Below are 14,076 nucleotides of genomic sequence, written 5' to 3' on the forward strand. Positions count from 1 at the left end.
ACAGGCCCTGGTTGCGAGGACTTCGCGATCACGGGTCTTTTCCTGTTTGTACTTGTTTAGTACTTATTTTATCTTATTGTGCATTTTATAAGTGCACAAAACATTGGTAACAAAAATTTTAAAGTCTTGGCTATTCTAGCAAATCAATCAGACAGAATTAATTTCTCATCCATTAAATCAGTATTAGATTATCCTGATTTTCTTGATGTTCAGGTAAAGTCGTTTAAAGACTTCTTTCAGCTAGAAACTCCTGCTGAAAAAAGAACTCAAGACGGATTGTTCAAGGTTTTTTCTGAAAACTTCCCTATTTCGGATTCTAGAGAAAACTTTGTTTTAGAATTCATCGACTATTTGGTAGATCCTCCAAAGTATAATGTTGATGAGTGTATTGACAGAGGGTTAACCTATTCTGTGCCTTTGAAAGCTAAGCTTCGTTTAACTTGTAATGACGAGGACAACGAAGATTTCGAAACCATCGAACAAGAGGTTTTCTTAGGAAATATTCCTTACATGACGGAGAAAGGTTCTTTCGTTATTAATGGAGCCGAGCGTGTAATTGTTTCTCAGTTGCACCGTTCACCTGGTGTGTTCTTTGCCCAAAGTAAGCACACAAACGGTACTGCACTTTATTCTGCACGTATCATTCCTTTCAAAGGTTCTTGGATTGAATTTGCTACCGATGTGAACAGCGTAATGTATGCTTACATCGATAGAAAGAAGAAATTCCCGGTAACCACGCTTTTAAGAGCAATTGGTTTCGGAACAGATAAGGATATCCTAGACTTATTTGGTCTTGCTGAAGAAGTAAAAGCTACAAAAACTTCCCTTAAAAAGGCGATCGGCCGTAAACTAGCGGCTAGGGTGCTTAGAACTTGGGTTGAAGATTTTGTAGATGAAGATACTGGTGAGGTAGTTTCTATTCACCGTAACGAAGTATTGTTAGAGCGTGACTCAGTGCTGTCTGAAGAAGACGTTGAATTGATCATTGAGTCTGGTGTTGAAATGGTTATTCTTCACAGAGAAGACATCAACATTGCAGATTACACCATTATCTACAATACACTTCAGAAAGATAACTCAAACTCGGAAAAAGAAGCGGTTGAGCAAATCTATCGTCAGTTGAGAAACACTGAAGCGCCAGATGAGCAGACTGCAAGAGATATTATTCAATCACTTTTCTTCTCAGATAAGCGATACGATTTAGGTGAAGTTGGTCGATACAGAATCAACAAGAAATTGAACCTAGAGATCGATTCAGAGAAGAGAGTATTGACAACTGAAGATATCATTTCAATTGTGAAGTACTTGATCGGTTTGATCAACTCTAAAGCACTTGTTGATGATATTGATCACCTTTCTAACAGAAGGGTAAGAACCGTAGGTGAGCAACTTTACGCTCAGTTCGGTGTTGGTTTGGCACGTATGGCCAGAACCATAAAAGAAAGAATGAACGTTAGAGATAACGAGGACTTTAAGCCGGTTGATTTGATCAACGCAAGAACATTGTCTTCTGTAATCAACTCGTTCTTCGGAACTAACCAGCTTTCTCAGTTCATGGACCAAACAAACCCTCTTGCGGAAATTACGCACAAGAGGAGAATGTCTGCCTTAGGTCCTGGTGGACTTTCAAGAGAAAGAGCCGGTTTCGAGGTACGTGACGTTCACTATACGCACTACGGTCGTCTTTGTACTATTGAAACTCCAGAGGGTCCAAACATTGGTTTGATTTCTTCACTTTGTGTGCATGCTAAAGTAAATAGCATGGGATTCATCGAAACACCATATAGAAAGGTGAATGATGGAAAAGTAAACATGGGTGAAGATGTAATTTACCTTACTGCAGAAGAAGAAGATACGCACAACATTGCTCAGGCAAATGCGCCTCTTAAAGACAACGGTAATTTCGAAAACGATAGAGTTAAAGCACGTTTTGAGGGTGACTTCCCTGTGGTAGAGCCAAAAGAGCTTACTTACATGGACGTGGCGCCTAACCAAATTGTATCGGTTGCGGCTTCGTTGATTCCTTTCTTGGAGCACGATGATGCCAACCGTGCATTGATGGGATCGAATATGCAGCGCCAGGCTGTGCCATTGTTGAGAGCAGAGGCTCCAATTGTAGGTACTGGTCTTGAAGGTAGGGCTGCCCGTGACTCTAGAGCTTTGGTAATTGCTGAAGAAGACGGTGTAGTACACTTTGTAGATGCATCTAAAATTGTTGTGAAGTACAACCAAACTGATGAAGATGAGTTGGTGACCTTCGATGACGAATACAAAACATATAAGCTTGTTAAGTTCCGTAGAACTAACCAAGACACAAGTATCAACCTAAAACCTATTGTTGTTCAAGGCGATAAGGTTTCAAAAGGTCAGGTGCTTTGCGAAGGTTACTCTACTCAGAACGGTGAGTTAGCACTTGGTAGAAACCTTAGAGTGGCTTACATGCCATGGCAAGGGTACAACTTCGAGGATGCGATTGTAATTTCTGAGAGAGTGGTAAGAGATGATGTGTTCACCTCAATCCACATTGATGAGTACGAACTTGAAGTAAGAGACACCAAGCGTGGTGAAGAAGAGTTGACTTCTGAGATTCCGAACGTAAGTGAGGAAGCAGTGAAAAACTTGGATGAGAATGGTATCATCCGTGTTGGTGCTGAAATTAAAGAAGGCGACATTCTAATCGGTAAGATTACACCAAAAGGTGAAACGGATCCAACTCCAGAAGAGAAGCTATTGAGAGCGATCTTTGGTGATAAGGCTGGTGATGTAAAAGATGCTTCGTTGAAAGCTTCTCCTTCACTAAGAGGTGTGGTTATCGATACTAAATTGTTCTCTCGTCCTAAAAAGGACAAAGATCTAAGAGCAAAAGCTAAGAAAGAGGTAGAAGAGTTGAAAGCTAGATACTCAAAAGACCTACTTGGCCTAAGAGCTCAAATGATCAATAAATTGGTTAAGCTTCTTGATGGTAAAACATCTCAAGGAGTGAAGCACAAATTTGGAGATGAGATTATCTCTAAAGGTGTGAAATTCGGCCAGAAGAATATCTCTAACAACATGTTCCCTGAAAAGAACATTTACAGAGACGAAAGTAACTACAGTGTTCAGGAAGAGGTTAACCTAATTTCTGACTTGAACCTAGAAGGTTGGACAGATGATGAGCACATCAACGAACTTATTGTGAAGATGGTTAAGAACTATAACCTGAAGCGTAATGAGATTATGGGTGAGTTCAAGCGTCAGCGATTCACTATCGAAGTAGGTGATGAACTTCCAACTGGTATCGTACAGCTTGCTAAAGTATACATCGCTAAAAAGCGTAAGCTTAAAGTGGGTGATAAGATGGCGGGTCGTCACGGTAACAAAGGTGTGGTTGCACGTATTGTTAGAGAAGAGGATATGCCATTCTTAGAAGATGGAACTCCAATGGATATCGTATTGAACCCACTTGGTGTACCTTCAAGGATGAACATTGGTCAGATTTACGAGACCATCTTGGCTTGGGCCGGACTTGAGCTAGGTAAAAAATATGCTACACCAATCTTTGACGGTGCAAGTATGGAAGAAGTGGAAGCTGAATTGGCTAAAGCGGGTCTTCCTTCTGCAGGCCGTGTACACTTGTTCGATGGATTGACAGGTAAGCGTTTCGATCAGCCAGTGACTGTAGGTATTGCCTACATGTTGAAACTAGGTCACTTGGTAGATGATAAGATGCACGCCCGTTCAATTGGTCCTTACTCGTTAATTACACAGCAGCCATTGGGTGGTAAAGCACAATTCGGTGGTCAGCGATTTGGAGAGATGGAGGTTTGGGCACTCGAGGCATTCGGTGCATCACACGTTCTTCAAGAAATCCTGACAGTTAAGTCGGATGATGTAATAGGTAGAGCCAAGGCCTACGAGGCTATCGTAAAAGGTGATTCAATCCCTAAACCAAATATTCCTGAATCATTCAACGTATTGGTTCACGAGTTGAGAGGTTTGGCACTAGAAATTACCCTTGACTAATTACAACAGAAGATTTGGTTTAAGCCTTAACAAAGAATTTTAAAAAGCTATGGCATTTAAAAAGAATAAAAAACTTAACAACGACTTTAGCAAAGTCACTATTAGTTTGGCTTCCCCGGAGTCTATCCTTGAGTCTTCTCATGGAGAGGTAACCCAGCCGGAAACCATTAACTATAGAACCTATAAGCCTGAAATGGGCGGTTTATTCTGCGAAAGAATATTCGGGCCTGTTAAGGATTGGGAATGTCATTGTGGGAAGTACAAGCGTATCAGATATAAAGGTATTATCTGTGACCGATGTGGTGTTGAAGTAACCGAGAAGAAAGTGCGTAGAGAGCGCATGGGACACATCGAGCTAGTGGTTCCTGTAGCGCATATTTGGTATTTCAAGTCGCTTCCTAACAAAATTGGTTACCTACTTGGTTTACCAACCAAGAAGTTGGATCAGATTATTTACTACGAGCGTTACGTAGTGATCCAGCCGGGTATCAAAGAAGAGGAAGGTATTAGCTATATGGATTTCTTAACGGAAGATGAGTATCTGGATATTCTGGATAAACTTCCGAGAGAGAACCAAATGATGGATGACGAAGATCCTCAAAAATTCATCGCTAAGATGGGTGCTGAAGCATTAGAAATGCTTTTGGCAAGATTGGATCTAGACAGCATGTCTTATGCATTGCGTCACCAAGCTGCTACCGATACTTCTCAGCAGCGTAAAGCTGAGGCGTTGAAGCGTCTTAAAGTGGTTGAAGCATTCCGTGATGCTAAAACCAGAATCGAAAACAGACCTGAGTGGATGGTTATCCGGATGGTGCCAGTTATTCCACCAGAATTGCGTCCACTAGTACCACTAGATGGTGGTCGTTTCGCAACTTCTGATTTGAATGACCTTTACAGAAGGGTAATTATCAGAAACAATCGTCTGAAGAGATTGATCGATATTAAAGCTCCTGAAGTAATTCTTAGAAATGAGAAACGTATGCTTCAAGAGGCGGTTGACTCACTTTTCGATAACTCTAGAAAAGTAAACGCAGTAAGATCGGATGGTAACCGTGCATTGAAGTCTTTGAGTGATATGCTTAAAGGTAAGCAAGGTCGTTTCCGTCAGAACTTATTGGGTAAAAGGGTAGACTACTCTGGTCGTTCAGTAATCGTTGTAGGTCCAGAATTGAAACTACACGAGTGTGGTCTTCCTAAAAATATGGCAGCCGAGCTTTTCAAACCTTTTATCATCAGAAAGCTGATTGAAAGAGGTATTGTAAAGACTGTTAAGTCTGCTAAGAAAATTGTTGATAGAAAAGATCCTGTTGTTTGGGATATCCTTGAAAACGTATTGAAAGGACACCCAGTACTACTTAACCGTGCTCCTACGCTTCACCGTTTGGGTATTCAGGCATTCCAGCCGAAACTTATCGAAGGTAAAGCGATTCAATTGCACCCACTAGTATGTACTGCCTTTAACGCTGACTTTGATGGTGACCAGATGGCGGTTCACGTACCACTAGGCCATGATGCTGTGATGGAGGCGAGTATGTTGATGCTTTCTTCTCACAACATTCTTAACCCTGCTAACGGTGCGCCAATTACTGTACCTTCTCAGGATATGGTTTTGGGTCTTTACTATGTAACTAAGGGCCGTAGATCTACTGAAGAGGAAAAAGTACCAGGTGAAGGAATGAGATTCTACTCTGCTGAGGAAGTGATCATTGCTTTGAACGAAGGTAAAATCACCTTGCATACGCACATTCACGTTAAAACTAAGGTTCGTGAAGGTGAGGAGCTAGTTGATAAAGTAATTGAAACTGTTGCGGGTAGAGTACTATTCAATGAGAGAGTACCTGAAGAAGTTGGTTTTGTTGACGAATTGTTGACTAAGAAGAAACTTCAGAAGATTATTCAAAGAGTAGTAAACATCTGTGGTGTAGCTAAAACAGCTAAGTTCTTGGATGATATCAAAGAGCTTGGTTTCCAAATGGCTTACTCAGGTGGTCTGTCAATGGGTCTGGATGATATCCATATTCCAGAAAACAAAGAGAGCTTAATTGAAGAGGCTAAGCAAGAAGTGGACGCTGTATGGCAAAACTACTTGATGGGTCTTATTACAGATAACGAAAGATACAACCAGGTAATTGATATCTGGACAAGGGTAAACACTCGTTTGACTAACGGATTGATGCAAGAGATGGAGGAAGACCGTCAAGGTTTCAACTCAATCTATATGATGATGCACTCAGGAGCTCGTGGTTCTAGAGAGCAGATCCGTCAGTTGGGTGGTATGAGAGGGCTGATGGCAAAACCACAGAAAAACCTAGCAGGTTCTGTAGGTGCCATTATTGAAAACCCAATCCTTTCGAACTTTAAGGAAGGTTTGGATGTACTCGAGTACTTTATCTCTACACACGGTGCACGTAAAGGTCTTGCAGATACGGCTTTGAAAACTGCCGATGCAGGTTACCTAACCAGACGTTTGGTAGACGTGGCACAAGACTGTGTGGTGAACGAGGAAGATTGTGGAACACTTCGCGGACTTACAGTTTCAGCGTTGAAAGATAACGAGGATATCGTTGAACCACTTTCTGAAAGAATCCTTGGTCGTGTATCAGTTCATGATATCTACGATCCGATCACTGAAGAGTTGATTATCGGTGCTGGTGAAGAATTCACGGAAGCAATTTCTGAGCATATTGACGAAACAGCAATCGAGGAAGTAGAAATCAGGTCGGTACTTACATGTGAAACCAAGCGTGGTGTTTGTTCTAAATGTTACGGTAGAAACCTTTCTACTAACAAAATGGTACAGAAAGGTGAGTCAGTTGGTGTAATTGCTGCACAGTCAATTGGTGAGCCTGGTACTCAGCTTACGCTAAGAACATTCCACGTGGGTGGTACAGCATCTAACATTGCGGTAGATGCAAGCATCAAAGCGAAATTCGATGGTGTAATTGCTTTCGAAGAGTTGAGATCACTGCCAACAACTGATGATGAAGGCAACGAGATCAATGTAGTGATGGGACGTACCGGTGAGGTGCAAATCATCGATCCAAAGTCTAAGAAAGTATTAATTTCTAACCACGTACCTTACGGAGCTATCCTTCAGGTAAAAGATGGTCAGAAAGTAGCTAAAGGAGACCAACTATGTAAGTGGGATCCATACAACGCAGTAATCCTTTCTGAGTTCGATGGTACTGTTGAATTCGATGCGATTGAAGAAGGTATTACTTACCGTGAGGAGTTTGATGAGCAAACTGGTCACAGAGAGAAAGTAATTACTGATACGAAAGATAAAACCAAAAACCCTGCTGTAGTTGTAAACTACAAAGAGGACTCTAAGGCATACAACATTCCTGTAGGAGCTCACTTGGCAGTAGATAAGGGTGATAAAATCAAAGTAGGTCAGCCATTGGCTAAGATTCCTAGAACAATGGGTAAATCGAGAGATATTACCGGGGGTCTGCCACGTGTAACTGAGCTATTCGAGGCTAGAAACCCATCGAACCCAGCGGTAGTTTCTGAGATTGACGGTGTTGTAACTTACGGTGGTATCAAGCGTGGTAACAGAGAAATCTTCATCGAGTCTAAAGACGGTGTGAAGAAGAAATACATGGTGCCATTGTCTAAGCACATCCTTGTTCAAGACAATGACTTTGTAAGAGCTGGTTACCAACTATCTGATGGTGCAACTACACCAAACGATATCTTGAACATTCAAGGACCAACTGCAGTACAGGAATACTTGGTGAACGAGATTCAGGAAGTTTACCGTCTGCAAGGGGTGAAAATCAACGATAAGCACATCGAAGCTATTGTGAAGCAGATGATGCAGAAAGTTGAGATCATCGACTCTGGAGATACTCAATTCTTGAAAGGGGAAGTAGTTGACAAGTTCGTGTTCAGAGAGGAAAATGATAAGATTCTCGACATGAAAGTGGTTGCTGAAGCTGGCGATTCTACCAACTTGAAGCCAGGTCAGATTGTAACACCTCGTGAATTAAGAGACGAAAACTCTACTTTGAGAAGAAAAGACCTGAAGCTTGTAGAGGTGCGTGAAGCACAACCTGCAGTTTCTAAACCTAAGTTGTTGGGTATTACTCAGGCATCTTTGGGTACGGATAGCTTCTTGTCGGCAGCTTCCTTCCAGGAAACTACCAAAGTATTGAGTGAAGCGTCTATCAGAGGTAAGCAAGACGAACTGAATGGCTTGAAGGAGAACGTGATCGTAGGTCACCTAATCCCAGCTGGTACAGGTATGCGCGAGTACAACGACATTATTGTTGGTAATAAGGAAGAGTACGAGCAACTGAAGGCAGCTAAAGAAGCTTACAGAGCTGAATCTGAAGAAGAGAACGTAGAGGCTTAATTCGTTATGGCAGAAGAGAAAGAGCAGAAGAATCAGGGGCAGTTAAACATTGAACTTTCGGAAGAAGTAGCCGAAGGGGAATATGTAAATTTGGCCATGATCGCTCATTCAAACAGTGAGTTTGTAATTGACTTTATTAAAATGATGCCGGGCGTGCCTAAGGCAAAAGTAAAGTCGAGAATTGTTATAACTCCTGAACATGCCAAGCGATTGCTTTACGCCCTAAAGGACAATGTCGACAAGTACGAGAAACACTTTGGGTCAATAAAGCAAGCAGACGAACCACCTAAGTTTCCGATGAACTTCGGAGGTACGGTAGGAGAAGCCTAAAAAATAGTAAAGCCAGTCGAATGACTGGCTTTTTTTCGTTTTAAGTAATTTGACTCGTTTTTTTGGATTGGAATCTAGTTTACTGAATCATCCTTTACTCACCCAATCACTTCATTACTTCTTGCCCCAGAACTAAACACCTCAACACTTTCCAACCTCGCTACAAAATTACCTAATCAGTATATCTTCAAATCATCGAATTTGCTTCGCTATTTAATTTACTTTCAGCTATTTGTTCTTATTAATCCTTTCACTACCTTTGCAGTCCGAAAATTGTAACTAGGAATAATTAAAATCTAAAGAACGGTAAATGCCTACTATACAACAACTAGTAAGAAAGGGCAGAAAGAAATTGACTTCGAAGTCAAAATCTCCAGCACTTGATAGCTGCCCGCAAAGAAGAGGGGTTTGTACAAGGGTTTACACTACCACGCCTAAAAAACCAAACTCTGCTATGAGAAAAGTAGCAAGGGTAAGGTTAACAAACGGTAAGGAAGTAAACGCCTATATCCCAGGAGAAGGTCACAACCTTCAGGAACACTCAATTGTATTGATCAGAGGAGGTAGAGTAAAAGACCTTCCAGGTGTAAGATACCACATCATTCGTGGTGCACTCGATACTGCTGGTGTAAATGGACGTCTTCAAAGAAGATCGAAATACGGTGCTAAACGCCCTAAAGACAAAAAATAGACAATTTTATTAAGCAATGAGAAAAGCTAAACCAAAGAAGAGATATATTCTTCCCGATCCGAAGTTCAAAGATACTTTGGTAACAAAGTTTGTGAACTACCTTATGGTCGATGGAAAGAAGAGTATTGCCTACAGTATTTTCTACGATGCAGTTGAGCTTGTAGAAAAGCGTACTGGTGAGAATGGTCTTGAGACTTGGAAGAAAGCATTGAGTAACATCATGCCATCTGTCGAAGTGAAGTCAAGAAGAGTAGGTGGTGCTACTTTTCAGGTTCCTACAGAAGTAAGACCTGGCCGTAAAACTTCACTCGGCATTAAGTGGATGATTATGTTCGCTAGAAAACGAGGTGAGAAGACAATGATGGAAAGACTAGCGGGCGAGATCATCGCAGCCTCTAAAGGTGAGGGAGCAGCGGTTAAGAAGAAGGATGACACCCACAGAATGGCCGATGCAAACAAAGCATTTTCACACTTTAGATTTTAATTCCTAAACTACAATGGCAAGAGATTTAAAATTCACTCGAAATATCGGTATCGCAGCTCACATCGATGCCGGTAAAACGACTACCACCGAGCGTATTCTTTATTATACTGGTGTTTCTCACAAAATTGGTGAGGTGCACGATGGTGCTGCAACCATGGACTGGATGGAGCAAGAGCAGGAAAGAGGTATTACTATTACTTCTGCTGCTACTACCGTGTTCTGGCCTTATAAAGGAGACGAGTACCACATCAACATTATTGACACTCCTGGTCACGTTGACTTTACCGTAGAGGTAAACCGTTCATTGCGTGTGTTGGATGGTCTAGTGTTCTTGTTCTCGGCTGTAGATGGTGTTGAACCACAATCAGAAACTAACTGGAGACTTGCAGATAACTACAATGTTGCTCGTCTTGGTTTTGTAAATAAAATGGACCGTGCTGGTGCTGACTTCTTAAACGTGTGTAAGCAGGTTAAAGAAATGTTGGGTACTAAAGCAGTGCCTCTTCAGTTGCCTATCGGTGCTGAAGAAACTTTCAAAGGAGTTGTTGACTTGGTTGAAAACAAAGCCATCGTTTGGAACGAGGAAGACCAAGGAATGACTTACGAGGAAATCGAGATTCCTGCTGATATGGCTGATGAAGTAGAAGAGTACAGAGAGTACCTTCTTGAGGCTATTGCAGAGTATGACGATACTTTGATGGAGAAATTCTTCGAAGATCCTAACTCGATTACTAAAGAGGAAATTATTGCTGCCTTGAGACAGGCTACTATTAACTTGGACTTTGTGCCAATGCTTTGTGGTTCTGCCTTCAAAAACAAAGGTGTTCAGTCTATGCTGAACTACGTAATGGAGCTACTTCCTTCTCCTCTTGACAGAGATAACATCGTAGGTACTGATCCAGATACAGAAGAGAAGACTACAAGAAAGCCAGAAGCAGATGGTCCATTTGCAGCTTTGGCCTTCAAAATTGCAACCGACCCATTTGTAGGTCGCCTTTGCTTCGTAAGATCTTACTCTGGTACATTGAATTCAGGTTCTTACGTATTCAATACTAGAACTAACAAGAAAGAGCGTATCTCGCGTATCTTCCAAATGCACGCTAACAAGCAGAACGCAATTGAATCATTGCACCCTGGTGATATCGCTGCAGTAGTTGGTTTTAAAGATATTAAAACGGGTGATACCCTTTGTGACGAGAAAAACAAGATTGTTCTTGAATCAATGGTATTCCCTGATCCAGTAATCGGTTATGCTATTGAGCCTAAAACTCAGGCTGACGTAGATAAGTTAGGTATGGCTATCGCTAAGTTGGTAGAAGAAGATCCGACCCTAACTGTAAATACTGACGAAGAAACTGGACAAACTATCCTTAGAGGTATGGGTGAGCTTCACCTTGATATCATCATGGATCGTTTGAAGAGAGAATTTAAGGTTGAAGTAAACCAAGGTGCTCCTCAGGTAGCTTACAAAGAGTCTATCAATAGCAATATTGAGCATAAAGAGGTTTATAAGAAACAATCAGGTGGTAAGGGTAAATTCGCAGATATTTCATTTGAGCTTGGCCCTGCAGACGAGGATTTCGAAGGCGAAGGTCTTCAGTTCGTAAACCAAATTGTAGGTGGTGTAATTCCTAAAGAATTTATCCCTGCAATTGAAAAAGGGTTCAAGTCTGCAATGATTAACGGTCCTTTGGCTGGTTACCCAGTAGAAACCATGAAGGTTCGTTTGTTCCACGGTTCTTTCCACGATGTGGATTCAGATGCACTATCTTTTGAGTTAGCAGCAAGAATCGGTTTCAAAGAAGCTGGTAGAAAAGCTAGTCCAAAATTGATGGAGCCAGTTATGTCTGTAGATGTTGTAACACCAGATGAGTACACAGGTTCTATTACTGGTGATTTGAACAGAAGACGTGGTATCATGAGAGGTATGGATACAAAAGGTACTTCAACTGTTATTAAAGCTGCTGTTCCTTTGTCTGAACTATTTGGTTATGTAACTGATTTGAGAACAATGTCTTCTGGTAGAGCTACGGCTTCATTGACATTCTCTCACTACGATGCAGTACCAAATAACCTTGCAGAAGAGGTTATCAAGAAAAGCAAAGGTGAATAAGCTGTAAATAAGAAAAAGATGACACAAAAAATTAGAATTAAGCTAAAGTCATACGATCACAACCTGGTGGATAAGTCATCAGAGAAAATCGTGAGAGCCGTAAAAACTACCGGTGCTATTGTTAGTGGTCCAATTCCATTGCCAACAGTAAAGGAGAAGTTTACAGTGTTGAGATCACCACACGTGAACAAGAAGTCGCGTGAGCAATTTCAGCTTTGTACTTACAAAAGATTGGTAGATATCTACTCTTCAAGCGCTAAAACTGTAGACGCTTTGATGAAGTTGGAATTGCCATCTGGTGTAGATGTAGAAATCAAGGTTTAATACCTATAAACGAATAATACAAAAGAGGCTTTCCGTTTAGGAATAGCCTCTTTTTTATGGTTAATAATTAAGGAGTTACGGTATTGTAACTGATTCTAAAATATTGGATGAAATTTTTCCTAACCTATTGGGAAGAAAATATTAATTCCATATCTTTGCAGTCCGTTTCTCGGGAGCACTGTGTGTACAGTGTTTTAAACAGTTAAGAAAATGTCTGGAATAATCGGAAAAAAAATCGGAATGACTAGCGTATTTGGTGCCGATGGACGTAATGTCGCATGCACAGTGATACAGGCTGGTCCTTGCGTAATAACGCAAGTAAAAAATGAGGAGAAAGACGGTTATAAAGCAGTTCAGTTAGCGTATGGTGAGCGTAAAGAAAAAAACACGCCTAAAGCGCTAAAAGGACACTTTAAAAAAGCGAACACTACTCCTAAGATGAATGTAGTTGAGTTCCGAAATTTCCGTGAGGAATTTGAAGGCCAAGTAGAGCTCGGTAGCGAGATCAAAGTAGACGAGGTTTTCAAAGAGGGTGATTTTGTAGACGCCATTGGAACTTCTAAAGGTAAAGGTTTCCAAGGGGTTGTGAAGAGACACAACTTCGGTGGTGTAGGTCAGGCTACTCACGGTCAGCACAATAGAATGAGAGCTCCTGGTTCTATTGGCGGTGCTTCATACCCTGCAAGAGTATTCAAAGGAATGCGAATGGCAGGTAGAATGGGTAACGATCGCGTTAAAGTGATCAACCTTGAAGTGTTGAAAGTGGTTCCTGAAAAGAACCTTATCGTAGTCAGTGGATCTATCCCTGGTGCTAAAAATTCAATCGTAGTCCTAGAGAAATAAGAAGATGGAGATTGCAGTATTAAAAAATAGCGGAGAAGATACCGGAAGAAAAGTAAATCTTTCTGACGAAATCTTCGGCATTGAACCAAATGATCACGCGATCTACCTAGATGTTAAGCAATTCTTGGCTAACCAACGCCAAGGTACGCATAAGTCTAAAGAGAGAGCAGAGATTGCTGGATCTACAAAAAAGATCAAGAGACAAAAGGGTACAGGTACAGCCCGTGCGGGTAGTATCAAATCTCCAGTGTTTAGAGGTGGTGGTCGTGTATTCGGTCCTCAACCTAGAAACTACAGCTTCAAACTGAATAAGAAACTTAAGCAGTTAGCTAGAAAATCAGCATTGGCTTATAAAGCTAAAGATCAGAACGTATTGGTTTTGGAAGACTTCAACTTCGAGGCACCAAAAACTAAAGACTTCATCAACGTGCTGAATAACATTTCTGTAAACGGAAAGAAAACATTGGTAGTGTTGGGCGACAACAATAAGAATGTAATCCTTTCTGGTAGAAACATACAGAATGCTAAGGTTACTACAGCCGATTCATTAAATACTTACGATGTATTGAATGCTGAAAGCTTGGTGCTTAGTGAGAGTTCAATAGAGAAAATTGAAAACCTTCTAAAGTAATATCAAGATGAGCATTTTGAAGAAGCCTTTAGTAACGGAAAAAGTATCAGCCTTAAACGAAAAAGGTAAGTATGGTTTCATTGTTGACGTAAACGCCAACAAAGTAGAAATCAAGAAGGCTGTAGAAGATATGTATGGTGTAACCGTTGAAGACGTAAACACTATGAAATACCAAGGCAAAGCTAAGTCTAGATACACAAAGTCTAGAATTGTGTCTGGTAGAACGAATTCATTTAAAAAAGCAATCGTCACAGTTGCAGAAGGAGAAGTAATCGACTTTTACAGCGGAATTTAATTG

The 14,076-nt window shown here is 41.1% G+C and carries 10 protein-coding genes; all 10 read left to right on the forward strand.

Annotated features, from left to right (window positions below):
- Positions 1 to 126: 126 nt before the first annotated feature.
- The 10 genes from rpoB (at position 127) to rplW (ending at position 14,073) form a co-directional block, all read left to right on the forward strand.
- Positions 127 to 4,002, forward strand: a complete 3,876-nt coding sequence (gene rpoB / locus BMW98_RS07805; RefSeq protein ID WP_245733511.1) for a DNA-directed RNA polymerase subunit beta — start codon at positions 127 to 129, stop codon at positions 4,000 to 4,002.
- Positions 4,003 to 4,051: 49 nt separating this feature from the next.
- Complete coding sequence (gene rpoC / locus BMW98_RS07810; RefSeq protein WP_090257942.1) at positions 4,052 to 8,362, forward strand: DNA-directed RNA polymerase subunit beta'; 4,311 nt, start codon at positions 4,052 to 4,054, stop codon at positions 8,360 to 8,362.
- 6 nt (positions 8,363 to 8,368) lie between these two features.
- On the forward strand, positions 8,369 to 8,692 hold the full coding sequence (locus BMW98_RS07815) for a DUF3467 domain-containing protein (RefSeq protein WP_090257943.1): 324 nt from the start codon (positions 8,369 to 8,371) through the stop codon (positions 8,690 to 8,692).
- A 310-nt stretch (positions 8,693 to 9,002) separates the two neighbouring features.
- A complete protein-coding gene (gene rpsL / locus BMW98_RS07820) occupies positions 9,003 to 9,383 on the forward strand; it encodes a 30S ribosomal protein S12 (RefSeq protein ID WP_068221218.1) in 381 nt (126 codons plus the stop codon).
- Between the two features lie 16 nt (positions 9,384 to 9,399).
- Entirely contained in the window at positions 9,400 to 9,867 is a 468-nt protein-coding gene (gene rpsG, locus BMW98_RS07825; RefSeq protein WP_090257944.1) for a 30S ribosomal protein S7, read from the forward strand.
- Between the two features lie 13 nt (positions 9,868 to 9,880).
- The gene (fusA, locus tag BMW98_RS07830) at positions 9,881 to 11,980 is read left to right on the forward strand and encodes an elongation factor G (RefSeq protein WP_090257945.1); all 2,100 of its coding nucleotides are present in this window, start codon (positions 9,881 to 9,883) and stop codon (positions 11,978 to 11,980) included.
- Between the two features lie 18 nt (positions 11,981 to 11,998).
- On the forward strand, positions 11,999 to 12,304 hold the full coding sequence (gene rpsJ / locus BMW98_RS07835; protein ID WP_068221223.1) for a 30S ribosomal protein S10: 306 nt from the start codon (positions 11,999 to 12,001) through the stop codon (positions 12,302 to 12,304).
- A 210-nt stretch (positions 12,305 to 12,514) separates the two neighbouring features.
- Positions 12,515 to 13,147, forward strand: a complete 633-nt coding sequence (gene rplC, locus BMW98_RS07840) for a 50S ribosomal protein L3 (RefSeq protein WP_090257946.1) — start codon at positions 12,515 to 12,517, stop codon at positions 13,145 to 13,147.
- Positions 13,148 to 13,151: 4 nt separating this feature from the next.
- Complete coding sequence (gene rplD, locus BMW98_RS07845; RefSeq protein ID WP_090257947.1) at positions 13,152 to 13,778, forward strand: 50S ribosomal protein L4; 627 nt, start codon at positions 13,152 to 13,154, stop codon at positions 13,776 to 13,778.
- Positions 13,779 to 13,785: 7 nt separating this feature from the next.
- The gene (rplW, locus tag BMW98_RS07850; RefSeq protein ID WP_090257948.1) at positions 13,786 to 14,073 is read left to right on the forward strand and encodes a 50S ribosomal protein L23; all 288 of its coding nucleotides are present in this window, start codon (positions 13,786 to 13,788) and stop codon (positions 14,071 to 14,073) included.
- Positions 14,074 to 14,076 lie beyond the last annotated feature (3 nt).

This window comes from Roseivirga pacifica (assembly GCF_900111145.1).
Lineage (GTDB): Bacteria > Bacteroidota > Bacteroidia > Cytophagales > Cyclobacteriaceae > Roseivirga > Roseivirga pacifica.

Excerpts from the sequence above, each read along its gene's own strand:
- rpoC (WP_090257942.1), top strand. The coding sequence starts at position 4,052 with ATGGCATTTAAAAAGAATAAAAAACTTAACAACGACTTTAGCAAAGTC.
- BMW98_RS07815 (WP_090257943.1), top strand. The coding sequence starts at position 8,369 with ATGGCAGAAGAGAAAGAGCAGAAGAATCAGGGGCAGTTAAACATTGAA.
- rpsL (WP_068221218.1), top strand. The coding sequence starts at position 9,003 with ATGCCTACTATACAACAACTAGTAAGAAAGGGCAGAAAGAAATTGACT.
- rpsG (WP_090257944.1), top strand. The coding sequence starts at position 9,400 with ATGAGAAAAGCTAAACCAAAGAAGAGATATATTCTTCCCGATCCGAAG.
- fusA (WP_090257945.1), top strand. The coding sequence starts at position 9,881 with ATGGCAAGAGATTTAAAATTCACTCGAAATATCGGTATCGCAGCTCAC.
- rpsJ (WP_068221223.1), top strand. The coding sequence starts at position 11,999 with ATGACACAAAAAATTAGAATTAAGCTAAAGTCATACGATCACAACCTG.
- rplC (WP_090257946.1), top strand. The coding sequence starts at position 12,515 with ATGTCTGGAATAATCGGAAAAAAAATCGGAATGACTAGCGTATTTGGT.
- rplD (WP_090257947.1), top strand. The coding sequence starts at position 13,152 with ATGGAGATTGCAGTATTAAAAAATAGCGGAGAAGATACCGGAAGAAAA.
- rplW (WP_090257948.1), top strand. The coding sequence starts at position 13,786 with ATGAGCATTTTGAAGAAGCCTTTAGTAACGGAAAAAGTATCAGCCTTA.